This window comes from Azospirillum mesophilum, from assembly GCF_053470405.2.
Genome location: NZ_JBPXMQ020000029.1, coordinates 1 through 20245, shown reverse-complemented (window position 1 = coordinate 20245; position 20245 = coordinate 1). Strand labels below are relative to the sequence as shown.

The 20245-nt window shown below is 66.7% G+C and carries 16 protein-coding genes and 1 pseudogene; 4 read left to right on the top strand and 13 right to left on the bottom strand.

The window, feature by feature from the left end:
• Positions 1 to 115 precede the first annotated feature (115 nt).
• From ACSVC7_RS23275 to ACSVC7_RS23215, 13 genes are all read right to left on the bottom strand, one after another.
• Complete coding sequence (locus ACSVC7_RS23275; protein ID WP_448208249.1) at positions 116 to 1297, bottom strand: acetyl-CoA C-acetyltransferase; 1182 nt, start codon at positions 1295 to 1297, stop codon at positions 116 to 118.
• 32 nt (positions 1298 to 1329) lie between these two features.
• Entirely contained in the window at positions 1330 to 2502 is a 1173-nt protein-coding gene (locus ACSVC7_RS23270; RefSeq protein WP_448208248.1) for an isovaleryl-CoA dehydrogenase, read from the bottom strand.
• A 215-nt stretch (positions 2503 to 2717) separates the two neighbouring features.
• A complete protein-coding gene (locus tag ACSVC7_RS23265; RefSeq protein ID WP_448208247.1) occupies positions 2718 to 3434 on the bottom strand; it encodes a hypothetical protein in 717 nt (238 codons plus the stop codon).
• Between the two features lie 192 nt (positions 3435 to 3626).
• Positions 3627 to 5120 carry an aldehyde dehydrogenase family protein gene (locus tag ACSVC7_RS23260; protein ID WP_448208246.1) on the bottom strand — a complete coding sequence of 498 codons (1494 nt, stop codon included), beginning with the start codon at positions 5118 to 5120 and terminating at the stop codon, positions 3627 to 3629.
• 250 nt (positions 5121 to 5370) lie between these two features.
• Positions 5371 to 6600: a phenylacetate--CoA ligase family protein gene (locus ACSVC7_RS23255; RefSeq protein WP_448208245.1), complete on the bottom strand. Its 1230-nt coding sequence runs from the start codon at positions 6598 to 6600 to the stop codon at positions 5371 to 5373.
• Between the two features lie 146 nt (positions 6601 to 6746).
• Positions 6747 to 7592, bottom strand: a complete 846-nt coding sequence (locus tag ACSVC7_RS23250) for an ABC transporter ATP-binding protein (protein ID WP_448208244.1) — start codon at positions 7590 to 7592, stop codon at positions 6747 to 6749.
• Positions 7593 to 7671: 79 nt separating this feature from the next.
• The gene (locus ACSVC7_RS23245) at positions 7672 to 8958 is read right to left on the bottom strand and encodes an ABC transporter substrate-binding protein (RefSeq protein ID WP_448208243.1); all 1287 of its coding nucleotides are present in this window, start codon (positions 8956 to 8958) and stop codon (positions 7672 to 7674) included.
• A gap of 157 nt (positions 8959 to 9115) precedes the next feature.
• Entirely contained in the window at positions 9116 to 10189 is a 1074-nt protein-coding gene (locus ACSVC7_RS23240) for a branched-chain amino acid ABC transporter permease (RefSeq protein WP_448208242.1), read from the bottom strand.
• Positions 10190 to 10204: 15 nt separating this feature from the next.
• The gene (locus ACSVC7_RS23235; protein ID WP_448208241.1) at positions 10205 to 11092 is read right to left on the bottom strand and encodes a branched-chain amino acid ABC transporter permease; all 888 of its coding nucleotides are present in this window, start codon (positions 11090 to 11092) and stop codon (positions 10205 to 10207) included.
• 169 nt (positions 11093 to 11261) lie between these two features.
• On the bottom strand, positions 11262 to 13181 hold the full coding sequence (locus tag ACSVC7_RS23230; RefSeq protein ID WP_448208240.1) for a long-chain fatty acid--CoA ligase: 1920 nt from the start codon (positions 13179 to 13181) through the stop codon (positions 11262 to 11264).
• Positions 13181 to 14017: an ABC transporter ATP-binding protein gene (locus tag ACSVC7_RS23225; protein WP_448208239.1), complete on the bottom strand. Its 837-nt coding sequence runs from the start codon at positions 14015 to 14017 to the stop codon at positions 13181 to 13183. The genes ACSVC7_RS23230 and ACSVC7_RS23225 overlap by 1 nt, the downstream gene beginning before the upstream one ends.
• The gene (gene mmsB, locus ACSVC7_RS23220; protein WP_448208238.1) at positions 14014 to 14904 is read right to left on the bottom strand and encodes a 3-hydroxyisobutyrate dehydrogenase; all 891 of its coding nucleotides are present in this window, start codon (positions 14902 to 14904) and stop codon (positions 14014 to 14016) included. Before mmsB ends, ACSVC7_RS23225 begins: the two co-directional genes overlap by 4 nt.
• A 58-nt stretch (positions 14905 to 14962) precedes the next feature.
• The gene (locus ACSVC7_RS23215) at positions 14963 to 16102 is read right to left on the bottom strand and encodes an isobutyryl-CoA dehydrogenase (protein ID WP_448208237.1); all 1140 of its coding nucleotides are present in this window, start codon (positions 16100 to 16102) and stop codon (positions 14963 to 14965) included.
• 314 nt (positions 16103 to 16416) lie between these two features.
• Here ACSVC7_RS23215 and ACSVC7_RS23210 point away from each other — a divergent pair, with 314 nt between their 5' ends.
• From ACSVC7_RS23210 to ACSVC7_RS23195, 4 genes and pseudogenes are all read left to right on the top strand, one after another.
• Positions 16417 to 17112 (top strand): GntR family transcriptional regulator, encoded by a 696-nt coding sequence (locus ACSVC7_RS23210; protein ID WP_448208236.1) that lies wholly within the window; start codon positions 16417 to 16419, stop codon positions 17110 to 17112.
• Positions 17113 to 17203: 91 nt separating this feature from the next.
• Positions 17204 to 18772, top strand: a complete 1569-nt coding sequence (locus ACSVC7_RS23205) for a malonate--CoA ligase (protein WP_448208235.1) — start codon at positions 17204 to 17206, stop codon at positions 18770 to 18772.
• A gap of 220 nt (positions 18773 to 18992) precedes the next feature.
• On the top strand, positions 18993 to 19742 hold the full coding sequence (locus ACSVC7_RS23200; protein ID WP_483508705.1) for an electron transfer flavoprotein subunit beta/FixA family protein: 750 nt from the start codon (positions 18993 to 18995) through the stop codon (positions 19740 to 19742).
• Between the two features lies 1 nt (position 19743).
• Positions 19744 to 20245 (top strand): annotated as a pseudogene (locus ACSVC7_RS23195) (electron transfer flavoprotein subunit alpha/FixB family protein); the annotation flags it as partial.

The following is a 20245-nucleotide window of genomic DNA, read 5'->3' as shown; positions in this document are numbered from 1 at the left end:
TCCGGGGAGAGGGTCGGGGTGAGGGGGATGCGCCTTTGCCGAACGTACCAACGTGGCGAGGCCCCCTCACCCTAACCCTCTCCCCAGAGGGGAGAGGGGATAGTCATCGCGTCGCTCAGACCAACTCCACCGCCACGGCCGTCGCCTCGCCGCCGCCGATGCACAGGCTCGCCACGCCGCGCTTCAGCCCGTTCTTCTCCAGCGCGGCCAGCAGGGTCACGAGGATGCGAGCCCCCGACGCGCCGATCGGGTGGCCCAGCGCGCAGGCGCCGCCGTGCACGTTGATCTTGTCGTGCGGAATGTCCAGCTCGCGCATCGCGGCCATTGCCACGACCGCGAAAGCCTCGTTCAGCTCATACAGATCAACGTCCTTGGCGGACCAGCCGGCGCGCTCCAGAACCTTGTTGATGGCGCCGACCGGGGCGGTGGTGAACCAGGCCGGGGCCTGGGCGTGGTTGGAGTGCGCCTTGATCTCCGCGATGATCGGCAGGCCCAGCTTCTCCGCGTTCGACCGGGTGGTCAGCACCAGCGCCGCGGCACCGTCCGAAATCGACGAGGAGTTCGCCGCCGTGACCGTGCCGTCCTTGGCGAAGGCGGGCTTCAGCGTCGGGATCTTGGCCGGGTCCGCCTTCAGCGGCTGCTCGTCCTTGTCGATGACCGTGTCACCCTTGCGGCCCTTCACGGTGACGGCGGTGATTTCCTTTCGGAAGCTGCCGTCCTCGGTGGCGCGCTTGGCGCGGGCGAGGCTTTCCACGGCGTAGGCGTCCTGCGCTTCGCGCGTGAACTGGTAGTGCTGGGCGCATTCCTCGGCGAAGGTGCCCATCAGCCGACCGCGGTCGTAGGCGTCCTCAAGCCCGTCCAGGAACATGTGATCGAGCACCTTGCCGTGCCCCAGCCGATAGCCGCCGCGCGCACGGTCCAGCAGGTAGGGGGCGTTCGACATGCTCTCCATGCCGCCGGCCACCATGACCTGGGTCGTGCCAGCCTTGATCAGGTCGTGGGCGAGCATGACCGCCTTCATGCCCGAGCCGCACACCTTGGAAATGGTGGTGCAGCCGGCCGCCTCCGGAATGCCGGCACCCAGCGAGGCCTGACGGGCGGGCGCCTGACCGAGGCCGGCCGGCAGCACGTTGCCCATGAAGACCTCGTCGACGGCCTCCGGCTTCACCCCAGCGCGCTCCAGCGCCGCCTTGATCGCGGTGGATCCGAGCTGCGGCGCGGTCAGGCCCTGAAGCTCGCCCTGAAAGCCACCCATCGGCGTGCGGGCGGCACCCGCGATGACAACGGTGTCGGTCATGTCTCTTCCCTTCCCTCGACCATCTTTTTCCCTTAGGCCGTCTCTTTGAAAAGCTCGCGGCCGATCAGCATGCGGCGGATCTCGCTGGTGCCGGCGCCGATCTCGTACAGCTTGGCGTCGCGCAGCAGGCGGCCCGTCGGGTATTCATTGATGTAGCCATTGCCGCCCAGCGTTTGGATGGCTTCCAGCGCCATCCAGGTCGCCTTTTCGGCGGCGTAGAGAATTGCGCCGGCGGCGTCCTTGCGGGTGGTCTCGCCGCGGTCGCAGGCCTTGGCGACGGTGTACACATAGGCCTTGGCGGCGTTCATGATCGTGTACATGTCGGCCAGCTTGCCCTGCATCAGCTGGAACTCGCCGATGGGCTGGCCGAACTGCTTGCGGTCGTGCAGGTACGGAATGACCACGTCCATGCAGGCCTGCATGATCCCCAGCGGCCCGCCGGCCAGCACCGCGCGCTCGTAGTCCAGGCCCGACATCAGCACGTTCACGCCGCGCCCCAGCCCGCCCAGGATGTTCTCCTCCGGCACCTCGCAGTCCTCGAACACCAGTTCGCCGGTGTTGGAGCCGCGCATGCCCAGCTTGTCCAGCTTCTGCGCGACGGAGAAACCCTTGAACGACTTCTCGATCAGGAAGGCGGTGATGCCGCGCGGGCCGGCGTTCACGTCGGTTTTGGCGTAGACCACCAGCGTGTCGGCGTCGGGGCCGTTGGTGATCCACATCTTGGTGCCGTTCAGGACATACCGGTCGCCCTTCTTCTCCGCGCGCAGCTTCATCGACACCACGTCGGACCCAGCGTTCGGCTCCGACATGGCCAGCGCGCCGATGTGCTCGCCCGAGATCAGCTTGGGCAGGTAGCGGCGCTTCTGCTCCTCAGTGCCGTTCTTGCGGATCTGGTTGACGCAGAGGTTGGAGTGCGCGCCGTAGCTGAGGCCCACCGAGGCCGAGGCGCGGGAGATCTCCTCCATCGCCACGACATGCTCCAGATAGCCCATGCCGGCGCCGCCGTATTCCTCCTCCGCCGTGATGCCGAGCACGCCGAGGTCGCCGAACTTGCGCCACAGCTCGTTCGGGAACTCGTTGGTCTGGTCGATCTCGGCGGCGCGGGGCGCGATCTCGTCGGCGGCGAAGGCGCGCACCGAATCGCGCAGCATGTCCGCGGACTCGCCGAGGTCGAAGTTCAGGGTCGGATACTGGTTGGACAGCATGGTGTGGGCGCTCCCCCTTCGTTCGTTTTTTGCCGTTCGCTTTTTGCCGCTTGCCTGATCGGGCCACCATACGGCAGCGTATTGTGACCGTACGGTAGCGTATGGACGAGGCGGTGGCAAGCCGGACATTGCCGCCGCCGCGCTCCTCCCTGGTCGGGTCGTCCCTGGTCGGGTCGTCCCTAGTCGGGCAGGGCGGCTTTGTCCGGCATTCGCCGTCAGAAATAGGTCCTCCGACGGACGGCCTCGTAGAATTGCTCCAGTTCGCGTTCAAGGGCGTTGACGGCCTCGACCCGCTTTGGATCGCGGCTGTACAGGTCCTTGTGCCATTTGCTGTTGGCCCAGGTCGTTCTGTACTCCGGCGCGATGCCGAACACGGCGGGGTTCGTCAGGTAAAGAACGTTCAGGAAGTTCGCCTTGTCGGACAGGCGAATCCCTTCCTGCAAGGCCACCGGCGGCATTTCCACATTGTTGTTCTGGGCAAACTGCCGGATGTTCACCCCCTTCTTGGGCGTGTAGGTGCTGGTCGCCTCGAACACGATGTGGCTTAGCCAGCGGCAATCCTGCTCATGCGGGTAATTGGCCCGCTTTTCCAGGTAGATCAGGTCCTTGCGTTCGCACACCGGGCTGTAGGGCCACCCCTGCTCGGCCGCGTCCACGTTGGTTTCAAATTCGACCCAGGACGCCAGCTTGCCGTTCTCGATGTTCGCCAGGGTGATTCGGAACAGCGTGATGTTGTCGCTGTTCCGGAATTCATCGACGGCGCTGACGCGCCAATCGCCGGGCGGCAGCGGCACCGTCATCCGTGGCAGCTTCAGTTCCTCACGCACCCGTTGATTGGCGCTGTAATCGCCGATCGCCGAATCCGCATGCGCCACGCCCTGCAGCAGGGCGCTTGCGACGATCGCTGCCGAAAGAAGTCGTCTGACCATCATGTCCTCGCATCCATTTGCCATCGAATGAATCGCGCTAGGGTTGCCGGCGATCCTTTCGACAGGCAAAGACGATACAGGCTTTCGGAACCGAATTCCCGGTCGGATCGAAAGGTGGCGCGGGCTTGGCCTTAAAAAGACCTCCCTGCCCGCGCCACCTCGCCATCCCAGCGAGCGGACCCCCCGGCGTTCGCCTTACTTCATGTTGATGATGATGGTCTTCTTGTGCGTGAAATGCTCCAGCATCGCCTCCAGCGAGGCCTCCTTGCCGAGGCCGGAGGTCTTCACGCCGCCGTAGCTGAGGTTCGGCTGCACGACGAGGTTCTGGTTCACCTGCACGAAGCCCGCCTCCAGCCGGTGCACCGCGTCCATGGCCAGCTTCAGGTCGCGGGTCCAGATGGTGGCGGCGAGGCCGTATTCGGTGTCGTTGGCCTGGGCGATCACGTCCTCGTAGTCGGTCCAGCGGATGACGCAGCAGACCGGGCCGAAGATTTCCTCCCGCGCGATGCGGTCGGTGTTCTTCACGCCGGTGAAGATGTGCGGCTGCACGAACAGGCCCTTGGTCAGCTTTTCCGAGTCCGGCATGGCGGAGCAGACATGCGCCGTCGCCCCTGCTTCCTTGCCGATCGCGATGTAGCTCTGCACCCGCTCCATCTGTTGCGGGGAGACGATGGTGCCGATGTCGGTCGACTCGTCCAGCGGGTCGCCCATCTTCATCGCGTTCACCTTCTCCTTCAGCTTCTCCACGAAGGCGTCGTGGATGCTGTCATGGACGAAGATGCGGGAGGAGGCGGTGCAGCTCTGCCCCTGGCGGGTGAAGCGCATGCCGGCGACGGCGCCCGCGATGGCCTGGTCCATGTCGGCGTCGCCGCAGACGATCATCGGGCTCTTGCCGCCCAGTTCCAGCGTCACCGGGATCAGCTTGTCGGCCGCGGTCTTGTAGACGATCTTGCCGGTCTCCACGGAGCCGGTGAAGGTCACCTTGTGCACGTCCTTGTGGGCGACCAGCGGCGCGCCGCACTCCGGCCCATAGCCGGACAGGATGTTCACGATGCCGGCCGGGATGACCGTGTTGATCAGCTGCACGACACGCAGCACGGCGAGCGGAGCCTCCTCCGCCGACTTCACCACCACGGCGTTGCCGGCCACCATCGCCGGGGCGATCTTCAGCGCCATCAGCAGCAGCGGCACGTTCCACGGGATGATCGCGCCGACGACGCCGACCGGCTCGCGCACGGTCATGGTCAGCATGTTCGGGTTGAAGGGGATGGTCTCGCCCTTCAGCTCCGGCGCCAGACCGCCGAAGAAGACGAAGGCGTCGGACAGAACACCGGCCTCGATGCGCGATTCGGTGCGCAGCGCCTTGCCGGTCTCCAGCGCGATCAGCTTGGCGATCTCTTCCTTGTGGGCGTCCAGGACGCGCCCGCATTCGGCCACCAGCTTGCCGCGCTCGCGCGCCGGGCGCTTGGCCCATTCCTTCTGGGCGGCTTTGGCGGAGGCGACCGCCGCGTCCACGTCGGCGGCCTCGCCGAAGGCGGCTTCGGCGACGGTCTCGCCGGTGGCCGGATTCACGACCGGGAAGGTCTTGCCCGAGGCGGCCGGGCGGAACTCGCCCCCGATGAAGTGCTTGCCCGACAGCTCCCTGGCGAGCGCGAAGGGGTCGAGCTGGAGGTCGGTGCTGACGGTCATGTCTCTGAGGTCCTTGTGTATTTCTTGGCTGCGAGCGTCTCGGTTCCAGAGCCCTTCTCCCCTTGGCCTCACGCGCAAACGAAGTTTGCGCTGACGGCGACAGGCGGCCTGTGGCCGCCGAGAGCGGGGAGAAGGGTTGGGATGAGGGGTCGTTACCGCTCGAAGAGCGGGGAGAGACCAAGCCGGCCTTCGGCCGGCGCCACCCTCACCCCAACCCCTCTCCCCTCAAGGGAGAGGGGCTAAAGGCATTCTACGTCCTGGCGTCTTCGATGACCTTGCCGTCGTTCGGCAGGCTGCCGGGGGCGACGAACTCCACGGTACCCTTCAGCTTGGTCACGGAGGCGAGCGTTTCCCGCAGGGCGGCCGCCAGCGCCTCGCCATGCTCCGCCGCCTCGCAGCGGAGAGTCATGGTGTCGTTGGCGTCCTCGCGCCCGACGACGAGGCGGGCCTTGCCGATCTGCGGATGGCGGCGCGCCACCTCGGCGATCTGCTGCGGGTGGACGAACATGCCCTTGACCTTGGTGGTCTGGTCGGCGCGGCCCATCCAGCCCTTCAGCCGCATGTTGGTGCGCCCGCAGGGGCTTGTGCCCGGCAGCACGGCCGACAGGTCGCCGGTGGCGAAGCGGACCAGCGGGTAGGCCTTGTTGAAGATGGTGACGACCACCTCCCCCACCTCGCCCTCCGGCACGGGGTCGCCGGTGCCCGGCCGCACGATCTCGACGATGGCGCCCTCGTCCACCACCAGCCCGGCGCGGGCCGGAGTCTCATAGGCGACGATGCCCAGGTCGGCGGTGCCGTAGCTCTGGTACACGCTGATGCCGCGCCCGTCGTAAAAAGCGCGGGCGTCCGGCAGGAAGGGGCCGCCGGTGACATGGCCGACCTTGATCGAGGAGAGGTCGAGGCCAAGCTCGTCCGCCTTCTCCACGATGATCTTCAGGAAGTCCGGCGTGCCGACATAGGCCTTGGGCTTCAGATGGGTGGCCACCTGGGCCTGCATCTCCGTGTTGCCGACGCCGGCCGGGATGACCGCGCAGCCCAGCGCGTGCGCCCCCGTCTCGAACATCGAGCCGGCCGGGGTCAGGTGGTAGGAAAAGCAGTTCTGCACGAGGTCGCCGCCCCGGATGCCCGACGCGAACATGGCGCGCGCGGTGCGCCAGGGGTCCGTCCCGTGCGGCTCCGGATCGTGGATCGGGCCGGGGGAGGCGAAGACGCGGGCGAGTTGCCCGATGGCGACGGTGGTCAGGCCGCCGAAGGGCGGCGCGTCCTTCTGGAGCGCGATCAGGTCCGACTTGCGCGTGACCGGCAGCGCGGCGAGCGAGGCGCGGTCGCGCACCGACGCCGGGTCCACGTCGGCCAGCGCGCGGGCGAAGTACGGCGCGTTCGCCTTGGCGTGGGCGATCTGCGCCGGCAACGCCGCGAACAGCTCCGCCTCGCGCTGGTCGGAGGAGCGGGTTTCCAAAGAGTCGTAGAAGTCAGCCACCGATGCCTCCGCGTTCTTACTTCCCTCTCCCCTCCGGGGAGAGGGTCAGGGTGAGGGGGTTGCGCATTTCCCGCGCTTCCGGTCCCCCGAGATCCCCCTCACCCGGCGCTTCGCGCCACCCTCTCCCCAGAGGGGAGAGGGACAGATCAAATCCAGCGCTTGCGGCGCTTGAAGCTCTTCAGGTTCTTGAAGCTCTTGCGCTCCTCGTTGCCGCCGCCGAGGTAGAATTCCTTCACGTCCTCGTTGTTGCGCAGTTCCTCCGCCGTACCGTCCAGCACGACCTTGCCGTTCTCCATGATGTAGCCGCGCGTCGCGGCCTGGAGCGCCATGCGGGCGTTCTGTTCGACCAGCAGGATGGTGACACCCAAATCCTTGTTGATCTGGCGGATGATGCTGAAGACCTCCTTCACCATCAGCGGCGACAGGCCCATGGAGGGCTCGTCCATCAGGATCAGCTTCGGGCGGGCCATCATGGCGCGGCCGATGGCGAGCATCTGCTGCTCGCCGCCCGACAGATAGCCGGCGAGGCCGGTGCGTTCCTTCAGGCGCGGGAAGTAGTGGTAGACCATCTCGATGTCGTCCTTCACGCCGCCGTCGCGGCGGGTGAAGGCGCCCAGGCGCAGGTTCTCCAGGCAGGTCATGTCGCCGACGATGCGGCGGCCTTCCATCACCTGGAAGATGCCGCGCTTGACGATCTGGTCGGGGTCGATGCCGTTGATGCGCTCGCCCGCGAAGGTGACGTCGCCGCGCGTGACCTCGCCGTCCTCGGTCTTCAGCAGGCCGGAGATGGCCTTCAGCGTGGTGGACTTGCCGGCGCCGTTGGCGCCGAGAAGGGCGACGATCTCACCCTCCGGCACCTCCAGGCTGAGGCCGCGGAGCACCAGGATGACGTCGTTGTAGACGACCTCGATGTTGTTGACGGACAGCAGCGGCGCCTTGGCCGTGCCGGGGACCGGCGCGGGAGCAACAGCCGTCGCGGTAGCAGCGTTCATCATGCGGCACCTGATGCGAAGAGGAGCAAGGAGGCCCCCTCCCCCGCCCTGTGACGGACGGAGGAGGGGATGGCCGGACTTACCAGCCCAGCCACTCCGGCTTGCGCGGGACGTCGACGGTGGCGATCTTCTCCAGCTTGATCGTGCCGGCCTTCACCAGCTCGTCCACCGAGGCGCCGGTCTCGCCCTTCACGTTGGCGCGGTAGATGTTGACCTTGTCCATGCCGCGGTGGTCGGTTTCGGTCCAGGTGGACGGCACGCACACGCCCTCAAGCCCGGCCGGCACCCAGTCCTTCTTCTGGTACATGCCCTTGCGGATGTTCGGGCCGGTCACGCCGCCATTCGCCTTCGCCCAGTCCATCGCCTCCTTCATGTAGTAGGCGGAGCAGACGCCGGCGACATAGTGCACCGGACGGTAGGCCGTGCCGGCGGCGTCGGAGATCTTGGAGATCTCCTTGACCGTCTTCATGCCCGGCGCGTCGTCGCCCCAGATGGCGGCGGTGCGGACCGGGAAGATGACGCCGTTGGCGGCGGAGCCGGCGGCCTTGGCGGCGTTCTCGTCCATGCCCCAGACGTTGCCCATGAACTGCACGTTGGCGCCCACCGTCTGGCATGCCTTCAGCACGGAGATGTTGGAGCCCGCCGTGTTGCCGAGATAGGCGTAATTGACGCCGGATTCCTTCAGCGTCAGGCACTGGGCGGTGTAGTCGCCCGGCGTCAGCGCGAACTGCACCGCCGGCAGCACGTCGAAGCCCAGCTCCTTGGCGAGCGCCTCACCGGCCTCCTTCGGGGCGTTCGGGTAGGGGTGGTTGGCGCCCATGTGGACGTACTTCGGCTTGCCCGAACCGCCCTTCTTCTTCCAGTCCTCGGCCGCCCAGGTCAGCATGGCGCGCAGGCCGTCGGAGTAGGACGGGCCGTAGAAGAAGTTGTAGGGCGCCGGCTTGGAGCCGTGCGGGCCCTTGCCCGCCGGATCGGTCAGGTGGCCCGAGTAGGAACCGGAGTAGTAGGGAATCTCGTCCTTGCCGACGAAGCCGGTCAGCGCCTCGGTGTCGGCGGTGCCCCAGCCCTGAATGGCCGCGACCTTGTCGCTGCCCGACGACCATTTCTTGTACTGGCTGATGGCGCGCGGGGCCTGATAGCCGTAGTCCACGGTCTCCACGGCCATCTGGGTGCCGCCGACGCCGCCGCTCTTGTTGATGTAGGCCAGCGCGTCGGCCACGCCCTGCCCGAAGGGCACGCCCACGTCGGAGGTGGCGCCCGACTGGTCGGCGAGGTGGCCGACCGGGATCTTCTGCTGGGCGTTCGCCGCACCGGCACCCATCACCAGAACGGCGGCGGAGGCGAGCAGCAGGGTCTTCATGGTCATGGTGCGTTTTCTCCCGTTCATTATGTTTTGCCTCAATTCCCTCTCCCCTCCGGGGAGAGGGTTAGGGTGAGGGGGGTGCGCGTGTGCCGAACTTTATGGTCCCCCGACATCCCCCTCACCCCGACCCTCTCCCCAGAGGGGAGAGGGAGAGTGTGCGTTAGTGCGAGAAAGGATACAGCTTCCAGTAGGCCTTGATCTGCTTCCAGCGGTGCGCCAGCCCGTCCGGTTCGAAGACCAGGAACAGGATGATGACCAGGCCGATGGACATTTCGCGCAGGAAGGCGATGGCGTCCTTCAGGTTCAGCGCATGGTCGATGGCCGTGCCCGCCAGGCTGTTGGTGATGCCCTGCATCACCTCCGGCAGCAGCACCATGAAGGCGGTCCCCATCAGCGACCCCATGATCGAGCCCAGGCCGCCGATGATGATCATGCCCAGGAACTGGATCGAGAAGAGGATCGTGAAGCCCTCCACCGACACGAACTGAAGGTAGTGGGCGTACAGCGCCCCGCCGATGCCCGCGTAGAAGGCGGAGATGCCGAAGGACATCGTGCGGTACTTGGTCAGGTTGATGCCCATGATCTCGGCGGAGAGATAATGGTCACGCACCGCCACCAGCGCGCGCCCGTCGCGGGTGCGCATCAGGTTGGTCGCCAGGATGTACATCACGACCATGTAGACCAGCACCACGTAGAAGTAGCGCTCGTCCGTGTCGAAGGCGAAGCCGAACAGGCTGAACGGCTCCGCGATGGTGCCGGCGGTGCCGCCGGTGAACCAGTCCGCGCGGGCGAAGAAGTCCTGCAGGATGTACTGCGCCGCCAGCGTGGCGATGGCGAGGTACAGGCCCTTCAGCCGCGCCGCCGGCACGCCGAACAGCATGCCGACCGCCGTCGTCATCACGCCGGCCAGCGGGATGGCCAGCGCCACCGGGATGCCGAAGCGGTTGGACAGCCAGGCCGAGGCGAAGGCGCCGAAGCCGAAGAAGGCCGCGTGGCCGATGGAGATCTGGCCGGTGAAGCCGACCAGGATGTTCAGCCCCAGCGCCGCGATGCCCAGGTATCCGATCTGGATGCACAGGTTCAGCCAGTAGCGGTCCATGAAGGTCGGGAAGACCAGCAGGATCAGAACGCCCAGGATCGCGAAGTTGCGGCTGGTAACGGTCGGGAAAATCGTGGTGTCGGCGGCGTATCGGGTCTTGAAGTCGCCGCAGGGAATGAGACTGATGTTCGCCATGGTTGCGGCCGCTCCTTACACGCGCTCGATGTCCTTGGTGCCGAAGAGGCCGTACGGCTTGATCATCAGGATGACGATCAGGACGTAGAAGGGGGCGATCTCGTACATGTTGCCCCAGTTCAGCCACTGGCTGTCCACGTAGTGCGCGAGGTTCTCCAGCACGCCGACGATCAGCCCGCCCAGCACCGCGCCGGCCACGCTGTCCAGCCCGCCGAGGATCACCGCCGGGAAGACCTTGATGCCGAAGAAGGACAGGGCCGAGGACACGCCGTTGACCACGCCCACCGTGACGCCGGCCACCGCCGACACCATGGCGGAGATCGCCCAGCTCATCGCGAACATCTGGCGGACCGAGATGCCCAGCGACTGCGCCACCTGCTGGTCGAAGGCCGTCGCCCGCATGGCGAGGCCCATGCGCGAGTATTTGAAGAACCAGCCGAAGCCCGCCATGATCAGGATGGAGATGGCCAGCGACATCACGTAGACCGTCTGCACCTCCAGCCCGAAGACGTTCATCGTCGGGCTGCCGAAGATCGGCGGGAAGGGCTTGGCGAACACGCCGAACATCCACTTCATCATCGCCTGGAAGAAGATCGACAGGCCGATGGTGACCATGATGACGGAGATGATCGGCTCCCCGATCATCGGCCGCAGCACGACGACCTGAAGCACGACGCCGAACACCAGCATGAAGGCCAGCGTGATCGGGAATCCGATCCAGAAGGGCAGCTGCCAGTGGGTCAGCAGCCACCAGCAGGTCCAGGCACCGATCAGCAGGAACTCGCCCTGGGCGAAGTTCACGATGCGGCTGGCCTTGTAGATCAGCACGAACGACATCGCCACGACGCCGTACAGCGCGCCGACGATCAGGCCGTTCACAAGAAGCTGGAAGAGCAAGGTCATGGGCGTTCGCCTCCCCGGCGCACGAATTTTTTATTCCCTCTCCCCTCTGGGGAGAGGGTTAGGGTGAGGGGGTTCAGGGGGGACCGGAGAGTTCGGCAATGGCCGGCCCCCCTCACCCCGACCCTCTCCCCAGAGGGGAGAGGGAGATTGACGCACATCATCGCCCGCATCACGCCGCCACGCTCGCCGGGGCGGGCAGCAGGTCGACCACCTTCAGCACGGTGCGGATGCGCTGCTTGGTGCCGTCCTGGAAGGTGATGGTGGTGTCCACGTCGATGGCCGGCTGGCCGGCGTAGATCGCGTCGATGATGGTGCCGTACTTCTCCGCAATCACGCCGCGGCGCACCTTGCGGGTGCGGGTCAGCTCGCCATCGTCGGCGTCCAGCTCCTTGTAGAGCAGCAGGAACTTGGAGATGCGCTGGTATTCCGGCAGCGTGGCGTTGACGCGCTCCACCTCCTGGCGCAGCAGCTCGTACACCTCCGGCTTCGACGACAGGTCGGAGTAGGTGGTGAAGGCGATGCGGTTCTTTTCCGCCCACTTCGACACGATGGGGAAGCGGATGCAGATGATCGCCGACAGGTACGGGCGCTGGTTGCCCAGGATGACGGCTTCGGCGACGTAGGGGCTGAACTTCAGCTTGTTCTCGATGTATTGCGGGCTGAAGCGGTCGCCGTTGCTGGTGGTGGCGATGTCCTTGATGCGGTCGATGATGACCAGATGGCCCTTCTTGTCGAAGAAGCCGGCGTCGCCCGTGTGCATCCAGCCATCGCGCAGGTCGGCGTTGGTCGCCGCCTCGTTCCGGTAATAGCCGGCGTACATGTTCGGGTGGCTGACCACGATCTCGCCGACGCCGTTCTGGTCGGGCTCGATCACCTTGACCTTGATGCCGTCGTCGAAGGGCACGCCGACCGTGTCGAAATCCACGTCGTCGCCGCGGTGCACCGTGTAGGCGCCCATCGTCTCCGTCTGGCCGTAGATCTGGCGCAACGGCACACCCAGCGCCTGGAAGAACTTGAAGGTGTCCGGCCCCAGCGCCGCACCGCCGGTCGCCGCCGACTTCAGGTTGGTGAAGCCCAGCCGGTCTCGCAGCGCTGCGAAAAGAACGCGATCGGCAACGGCCGAGCGCTTGCCTTCCGCCAGAGCCTCCAGCCCCAGCTTCATGCCGTAGTCGTACATCTTCTGCTTGAAGGGGGAGCTGTCCATCATGCGCGCCCGCACATCGGCGGCGATCTGCTCCCACAGGCGGGGGGCGAACAGCACGAAGCTCGGCCCGATCTCGCGGAAGTCGTTCATCATCGTCTCGGCTTCCTCGACGAAGTTCACGCGCATCCGCGACACCATGCCCATGCCGACGGCGTAGATCTGCTCCATGATCCAGGACAGCGGCAGGACGGAGACGTATTCGTCCTCCGGCCCCTTCGGGTCCACCGACAGGTAGCTGGCGACATGCCGGATCAGCCGCCCCGCCGGCAGCATGGCCAGCTTCGGGTTCGACGTGGTGCCCGAGGTGGTGCAGAGCACCGCCACGTCCTCGCCCTTGGTCGCCGCGACCATCTCGTCGTAGAGCGACGGCTTCCTCGCGTGCAGCGCCTCGCCCATGCGCACCAGCTCCGTCGCCTCCATCAGGCGGGGGTCGCTGTATTTGCGCATGCCGCGCGGGTCGGAATAGATGATGTGCTTCAGCGTCGGCAGCTGGTCGCCCAGGTTCAGCAGCTTGTCGACCTGCTCCTCATCCTCCGCGAAGATGACGTGCACGTCGGCGTAGGTGATGAGGTAGGCGACCTCCTGGTCCATGGCGTCGCGGTAGATGCCCAGGCTCATGGCGCCCATGGCGTGGGCGGCGATTTCGCCCATGACCCAGTCCGGCCGGTTGTCGCCCAGCAGGGCCACCACATGGCCGCGCTGCACACCCAGCTCGATCAGGCCCAGCGTGAAGGCGCGCACGCGGGCGTGCATGTCGGCCCAGGTGAACTCGCGCCAGATGCCGAAGTCCTTCTCGCGCATCGCCACGTCGCCGCCATGGTCGCGGGCGTGCAGGGTCAGCAGCTTCGGCAGCGTGTCGTGAATGTTCAGATCGGGAAGAGCCATCACGCGACCTCCTGCTTCTGCGGGGGCGCCACCTCTTCCTCGTCGTCCTCGCCCAGGTAGGCGCGCTTGACGCGCGGATCGGCCAGCACCTCCTCCGGCGAGCCCTCGGCGATCTTCTTGCCGAATTCCAGCACCATCACGCGGTGGGAGATGTCCATCACGACGCCCATGTCGTGCTCGATCATCACCACGGTCATGCCCCACTCTTCGTTCAGGTCGACGATGTAGCGGGCCATGTCCTCCTTCTCTTCCAGGTTCATGCCCGCCATGGGCTCGTCCAGGAGGATCAGGTCGGGCTTCAGCGCGATGGCGCGGGCCAGTTCGACGCGCTTGCGCAGGCCGTAGGACAGGGTGCCGGCGGTCGCTTTGCGCACATGCTGGATTTCCAGGAAGTCGATGATCTCCTCGACCTCGCGGCGGTGCGCCAGCTCTTCCTTGCGGGCTCCGGTCAGCCAATAGAGCGAACCGGTGAAGAAGTTGTTCTTCAGCAGGTTGTGGCGCCCGACCATGATGTTGTCGAGCACGGTCATGTGCCCGAACAGCGCCAGATTCTGGAAGGTGCGGCCGATGCCCAGCGGCGCGCGGTGGTTGGGCGTCATGCCCGTGACGTCCTGGCCCTTGAAATAGACCTTGCCGTCGGTCGGGCGGTAGCGGCCGGAGATGCAGTTGACCATGGAGGTCTTGCCGGCCCCGTTCGGCCCGATGATCGAGAACAGCTCCCCCTTCTTGATGTGGAAGCTGACATCGGTCAGCGCCTGGACGCCGCCGAAGCGCAGGGACACGCCCCGCGCCTCGAACATGGGAACGTCCCTGGCTTCCGCCTGGGCCGGGCTCATGACTTGCCTCGCAGCATGTTGACGATACCGGAGAAGTCCTTGCCGCCGAAGCCGGCGTTGCAGAACAGCGCGTACATCTGCGCCGCCTCGCCGCCCAGCGGCAGCGGGCTGCCGGTGCTCTGCCCGGCCTCGACCGCCAGCTTCAGGTCCTTCAGCATGAGCGCTGCGGCGAAGCCCGGCGCGTAGTCGCGGTTGGCGGGGGAGGTCGGGACCGGACCCGGCACCGGGCAATAGCTGGTCAGCGACCAGCACTGGCCCGACGACTTCGACGCCACGTCGAACAGCTTCTGCGATTCCAGCCCCAGCTTCTCGGCCAGCGCGAAGGCCTCCGACACGCCGATCATCGAGATGCCGAGGATCATGTTGTTGCAGATCTTCGCGGCCTGCCCGTTGCCCGGCCCGCCGGTGTGGACGATGGTCTTGCCCATGGCGGCCAGGATCGGCTCAGCGCGCTGGAAGGCCTCTTCGCTGCCGCCGACCATGAAGGTCAGCGTGCCGGCCTCGGCCCCGCCGACGCCGCCGGACACCGGCGCGTCCACCATGACGTGGCCCTTCTCGGCCGCCGCCGCCGCAACGGCGCGGGCCGAGTCCACGTCGACGGTCGAGCTGTCGATGAACAGGCTGCCGGGCTTGGCGCTGGCGATGATGCCGCCCTCGCCGGTGTAGACCTCGCGCACATGCTTGCCGGCGGGCAGCATGGTGACGACCACCTCGGCCTCGGCCGCCGCGGTACCCGGACCGGCGGCGATGGTGGCGCCGGCCTCGCGCACGGCGTTGCAGGCGGCCTCCGACAGGTCGAAGGCCAGGACCGTGTGGCCGGCCTTCAGCAGGTTGCGCGCCATCGGCGCGCCCATGTTGCCGAGCCCGATAAAGGCGATAGTCGCCATAGCGTTTCCCCCTTATTCACGTCGCCCGGCGTTGGCCGCCGGCGCAACAACCGTTCGATCAGCCGCCAGTCAGCTGGCGGGCGATGATGACGCGCATAATTTCGTTGGTGCCTTCGAGGATCTGGTGGACGCGCAGATCCCGGAAATACCGCTCGATCGGGTATTCCTTGATGTAGCCGTAGCCGCCGTGCAGCTGCAGCGCCTCGTTCACCACCTGGAAGCCGATGTCGGTGGCGAAGCGCTTGGCCATGGCGCAGTGCATGGTGGCCTCGGGCGAGCCGGCGTCCAGGCTGGTGGCGGCGCGGTGCAGCATCAGGCGCGCCGCGTCCAGCTCCGTCGCCATGTCGGCCAGCTTGAACTGCAAGGCCTGGAAGGCGTTCAGCGGCTTGCCGAACTGCTTGCGCTCCGCCGTGTACGCAACGGCCTGCTCCAGGCAGAAGCGCGCGCCGCCGATGGAGCAGGCGCCGATGTTCAGCCGCCCGCCGTCCAGCCCCTTCATGGCGATCTTGAAGCCGTCCCCTTCCTCGCCGATGCGGTTGGCGACGGGGACGCGGCAGTTCTCGAAGATCACGGCGGAGGTCGGCTGGCTCTTCCAGCCCAGCTTGTGCTCCTGCTTGCCGAAGGACAGGCCGGGCGAGTCCTTCTCCACGGCGATGCAGGTGATGCCCTTCGGCCCCGGCTCGCCGGTGCGGACCATGCAGACATAGACGTCCGACGACCCGCCGCCGGAGATGAAGGCCTTCGACCCGTTCAGGATGTAATGGTCGCCGTCGCGCTCCGCCCGTGTACGCAGAGAGGCCGCGTCGGATCCGGAACCGGGCTCCGTCAGGCAATAGCTGGCGAAATGCTCCATGCTCGTCAGCTTCGGCAGGAAGCGCTCGCGCTGCTCCTGATTGCCGAAGCGGTCGATCATCCAGGATGCCATGTTGTGGATGGAGATGTAGGCCGCCGTGGACGGGCAGGCCGCCGCCAGCTCCTCGAAGATCACCGCGGCGTCGAGTCGGCCGAGGCCGGATCCGCCCACATCCTCGCCCACATAGATGCCGGCGAAGCCCAGCGCCGCCGCTTGGCGCAGCGTGTCCACCGGGAAAATGCCCTCCTCGTCCCAGAGGGCGGCGTGCGGCGCCATCTCAAGCCGCGCGAAGTCGCGCGCGGTGTCACGGAAGGCCTGCTGCTCTTCGGAAAGCGCAAAGTCCATGCGCCAGCTCTCCCCCGACCGCTCGTGTCCGGAGCCGCCGGCCCGGGGCTTTGCCCGTGGCCCTTGGCGGATCTCCCGTTCTCATTCTTGATGCAAAGGACTATCATAGTGGATACGTGGTGTCCACATCTTGTATACAGAGACGGGCTGCGGCGTGTTGTAACGGGGCGGGCTCTGGACCCCGGTTCTGGACAAGGCGTGGAGAATTGCCGATGAGTGTGGTGCGGTTGCCGAAAGGGCGGAACGCCGCGGAGCAAGAGCGGCGGGTCACCGCAAATGACGAAAAGGACGCGCTCGGGATGAGCGATCGGGGCATGACCGAAAAGGCTGGCGAGAAGCTGCCGGAAAAGAAGGGCGTGACGCGCGCCGACGAGGTGCGGCTGGCCATCGAGGAGGACATCTTCCTCGGCCGCCTGCGCCCCGGCACGCGGCTGGACGAGGAAAGCCTGGCGCAGCGCTTCAACATCTCGCGCACGCCGATTCGCGAGGCGATCCTTCAGCTCGTCCACGCCGGTCTGGTCGAAAAGCAGCCCCGGCACGGCGCCGTCGTCGCCTCCCTGAAGCTGCACCGCATGGTGCAGATGTTCGAGGTGATGTCGGAGATCGAGGGGCTGTGCGCCCGCTACGCCGCCCGCCGCATGTCGGAGGAGGAGAAGCAGACCCTGAAGCGTCTGCACGACGCCTCCTGCGCGCACATGAAGGCGCGGGAGCTGGACGCCTACTACGCCGTGAACCGGGAGTTCCACGAGGCCGTCCAGGCCGGCAGCCACAACGAGCCGCTCCAGGAGATCGCGCGCGGCCTGTTCGCCCGCCTCGCCCCCTACCGCCGCTACCAGCTGAACCACCCGTCGCGAATCAACGACAGCTTCGACGAGCATGACGACGTGGTAGAGGCCATCATGAACGGCGACCCGGAAGCCGCCTACACCGCCATGCGGCGCCACGTGACCATCCAGATCGATATCTTCGCGGAGTTCGTGTCCATCATGGGCGGCGGTGAAATACAATAGCCGGGCGCTCTGTATACAAAACTGTAGCCCCGCGACGCCCGCTGTGCTAGATCCACACTCCCGAGTTTGGTGCGCATGGGAGGGAGTGCACATGGCCCAGTCCGCTGCCGTCGCGAGCGACAACATATACGATCTCTTTCGCTCCCGCTTTCCGGCGGACCGCGGCCGTCCCTTCGCGGAGCTGGACCCTGAATCCCCTGGGGGCACGGTCGTCACCTACGGCGACCTGGAGACGCTGACCGGCCGCTACGCCCGCCTGCTGTCCGACCTGGGCCTGAAGAAGGGCGACCGGGTCGCGGTTCAGGTGGAGAAGTCGGTCGAGAACATCATCCTCTATCTCGCCACCGTGCGCGCGGGCGGCGTCTTCCTGCCGCTGAACCCGGCCTACACGAAGGCGGAGGTCGAGTATTTCCTGACCGACGCGGAGCCGCACGTCTTCGTCGCCAAGCCGGACACCGCCGAAGGCCTGCGCGAGGTCGCCGACAAGGCCAAGGTCGCGCATCTTCTGACGCTCGGCACCAAGGGCGACGGCACGCTGCCGGAGATGGCGGCGGGCAAGGACGCGGACTTCGCGACCGTTCCGACGACCGCCGACGATCTCGCGGCGATCCTCTACACGTCGGGCACCACCGGGCGCTCCAAGGGCGCGATGATGAGCCACCGGAACCTCGGCTCGAACGCGTTGACCCTGCACGGCTACTGGGGCTTCCGCCCGGACGACGTGCTGCTGCACGCGCTGCCGATCTTCCACACGCACGGCCTGTTCGTGGCGACCAACTGCGTGCTGCTGAACGGCTCCTCCATGCTGTTCCTGGCGAAGTTCGACACCGATCAGGTGCTGAAGCTGCTGCCGCGCGCCACGGTAATGATGGGCGTGCCGACCTTCTACACCCGCCTGCTCGCCCACCCCGGCCTGACGCGGGAATCGGTGGCGCACATGCGCCTGTTCATCTCCGGCTCCGCGCCGCTGCTGGCCGACACGCACAAGGAATTCTCTGCCCGCACCGGCCACGCGATCCTGGAGCGCTACGGCATGACCGAGACCGGCATGCTGACCTCCAACCCGCTGGACGGCGACCGCATCCCCGGCACGGTGGGCTTCCCCCTGCCGGAGGTCTCGCTGCGCGTCGTGGATCCGGAGACGGGCAAGACGCTGGGCAGCGACCAGATCGGCATCATCGAGGTCAAGGGGCCGAACGTCTTTTCCGGCTACTGGCGCATGCCCGAGAAGACCAAGCAGGAGATCAAGCCCGACGGCTTTTTCATCACCGGCGACGTGGGCAAGGTGGATGGCCGGGGCTATGTCCATATCGTCGGACGCGCCAAGGACCTGATCATCTCCGGCGGCTTCAACGTCTACCCGAAGGAGGTCGAGACGGTGATCGACGCCATCGACGGCGTGGTCGAATCGGCGGTGGTCGGCGTCCCTCACCCCGACTTCGGCGAGGCGGTGACCGCCGTCGTGCTGCGCAAGCCCGGCAGCGCCACTCCGGACGAGACCGCCGTGATCGCCGTGTGCAAGCAGCAGCTCGCCAACTTCAAGGTGCCGAAGCGCGTTTTCTTCGTCGATGAATTGCCGCGCAACACAATGGGCAAGGTGCAAAAGAACCTGCTGCGCGACACCCACAAGGACCTCTTCGCGGGGGCGAAGGCGTCCTGATCGGTAGAAGGCCCCTCTTTACCCCGGAAAGCATAGCGAAAGGCAACATTCACCGTCATCCCCGCGAAGGCCGGGATCCAGGGCAAACAAGCACCTCGACGCGGAGTTTTCTGGATCCCCGCCTGCGCGGGGATGACGAAAAAGGCGGAGAGACGCGGATTTTCGCTGGGCTGTTTTCGGGGGAGAGGGGCCAAGTCCAGAACAGGGAGAGACACACCCCATGAAGGTACTGGTGCCCGTGAAGCGGGTGGTGGACTACAACGTCAAGATTCGCGTGAAGGCGGACGGCTCGGGCGTTGAGACCGCCAACGTGAAGATGAGCATGAACCCCTTCGACGAGATCGCCGTCGAAGAGGCCGTGCGCCTGAAGGAAGCCGGCAAGGCGACCGAGGTCATCGTCGTCTCCATCGGCCCGGCCACCGCGCAGGAGACGCTGCGCACCGCGCTGGCCATGGGCGCCGACCGCGGCATCCTGGTGCAGACCGATGCCGAGACCCAGCCGCTCGCCGTCGCCAAGGTTCTCAAGGCGCTGGTCGACAAGGAAGGCCCGGGCTTGGTGATCCTGGGCAAGCAGGCCATCGACGACGACTGCAACCAGACCGGCCAGATGCTCGCCGCGCTGCTCGGCTGGCCGCAGGGCACCTTCGCCTCCAAGGTCGTGCCCGGCGACGGCACCGTGACCGTCACCCGCGAGATCGACGGCGGCCTGGAGACGGTGGAGCTGAAACTCCCGGCAGTGGTCACCGCCGACCTGCGCCTGAACGAGCCGCGCTACGCCTCGCTGCCCAACATCATGAAGGCCAAGAAGAAGCCCATCGACACGCTGGCGCCCGACGCGCTGGGCGTGGACGTGGTGCCGCGCCTGACGACGCTGAAGGTGGCCGAGCCCGCCAAGCGCAAGGCCGGCGTGAAGGTGGCCGATGTGGCCGCCCTGGTCGACAAGCTGAAGAACGACGCGCGGGTGATCTGATATGGCCATTCTCGTCATTGCCGAACACGACAACGCCGCGCTGAAGCCCGCCACGCTCAACGCGGTCACCGCCGCCGCCCGCATCGGCGGCGACATCCACCTGCTGGTCGCCGGCCAGGGCGCCCAGGCCGTTGCCGAGGCTGCTGCCAAGGTGGCGGGTGTCACGAAGGTGCTGCTGGCCGACGACGCGGCCTACGCCCACGCCCTGCCGGAGGCCGTCGCCCCGCTGGTCGTCGGGCTCGCCAAGGGCTACGGCCATGTGATGGCCGCGGCGACCTCGGAGGGCAAGAACCTGCTGCCGCGCGTGGCAGCGCTGCTGGACGTGGCGGCGATCTCCGACATCACCGGCGTGGTCTCCGCCGACACCTTCGAGCGGCCGATCTACGCCGGCAACGCGATCGCCACCGTGCAGTCGGCCGACCCGATCAAGGTCATCACCGTGCGCACCACCGCCTTCGAGGCGGCCGCCGCGACCGGCGGCTCGGCGGCGGTGGAGCCTGTGT

Excerpts from the sequence above, each read along its gene's own strand:
- ACSVC7_RS23275 (WP_448208249.1), bottom strand. The coding sequence starts at position 1,297 with ATGACCGACACCGTTGTCATCGCGGGTGCCGCCCGCACGCCGATGGGT.
- ACSVC7_RS23270 (WP_448208248.1), bottom strand. The coding sequence starts at position 2,502 with ATGCTGTCCAACCAGTATCCGACCCTGAACTTCGACCTCGGCGAGTCC.
- ACSVC7_RS23265 (WP_448208247.1), bottom strand. The coding sequence starts at position 3,434 with ATGATGGTCAGACGACTTCTTTCGGCAGCGATCGTCGCAAGCGCCCTG.
- ACSVC7_RS23260 (WP_448208246.1), bottom strand. The coding sequence starts at position 5,120 with ATGACCGTCAGCACCGACCTCCAGCTCGACCCCTTCGCGCTCGCCAGG.
- ACSVC7_RS23250 (WP_448208244.1), bottom strand. The coding sequence starts at position 7,592 with ATGAACGCTGCTACCGCGACGGCTGTTGCTCCCGCGCCGGTCCCCGGC.
- ACSVC7_RS23245 (WP_448208243.1), bottom strand. The coding sequence starts at position 8,958 with ATGACCATGAAGACCCTGCTGCTCGCCTCCGCCGCCGTTCTGGTGATG.
- ACSVC7_RS23240 (WP_448208242.1), bottom strand. The coding sequence starts at position 10,189 with ATGGCGAACATCAGTCTCATTCCCTGCGGCGACTTCAAGACCCGATAC.
- ACSVC7_RS23235 (WP_448208241.1), bottom strand. The coding sequence starts at position 11,092 with ATGACCTTGCTCTTCCAGCTTCTTGTGAACGGCCTGATCGTCGGCGCG.
- ACSVC7_RS23230 (WP_448208240.1), bottom strand. The coding sequence starts at position 13,181 with ATGGCTCTTCCCGATCTGAACATTCACGACACGCTGCCGAAGCTGCTG.
- ACSVC7_RS23225 (WP_448208239.1), bottom strand. The coding sequence starts at position 14,017 with ATGAGCCCGGCCCAGGCGGAAGCCAGGGACGTTCCCATGTTCGAGGCG.
- mmsB (WP_448208238.1), bottom strand. The coding sequence starts at position 14,904 with ATGGCGACTATCGCCTTTATCGGGCTCGGCAACATGGGCGCGCCGATG.
- ACSVC7_RS23215 (WP_448208237.1), bottom strand. The coding sequence starts at position 16,102 with ATGGACTTTGCGCTTTCCGAAGAGCAGCAGGCCTTCCGTGACACCGCG.
- ACSVC7_RS23210 (WP_448208236.1), top strand. The coding sequence starts at position 16,417 with ATGACCGAAAAGGCTGGCGAGAAGCTGCCGGAAAAGAAGGGCGTGACG.
- ACSVC7_RS23205 (WP_448208235.1), top strand. The coding sequence starts at position 17,204 with ATGGCCCAGTCCGCTGCCGTCGCGAGCGACAACATATACGATCTCTTT.
- ACSVC7_RS23200 (WP_483508705.1), top strand. The coding sequence starts at position 18,993 with ATGAAGGTACTGGTGCCCGTGAAGCGGGTGGTGGACTACAACGTCAAG.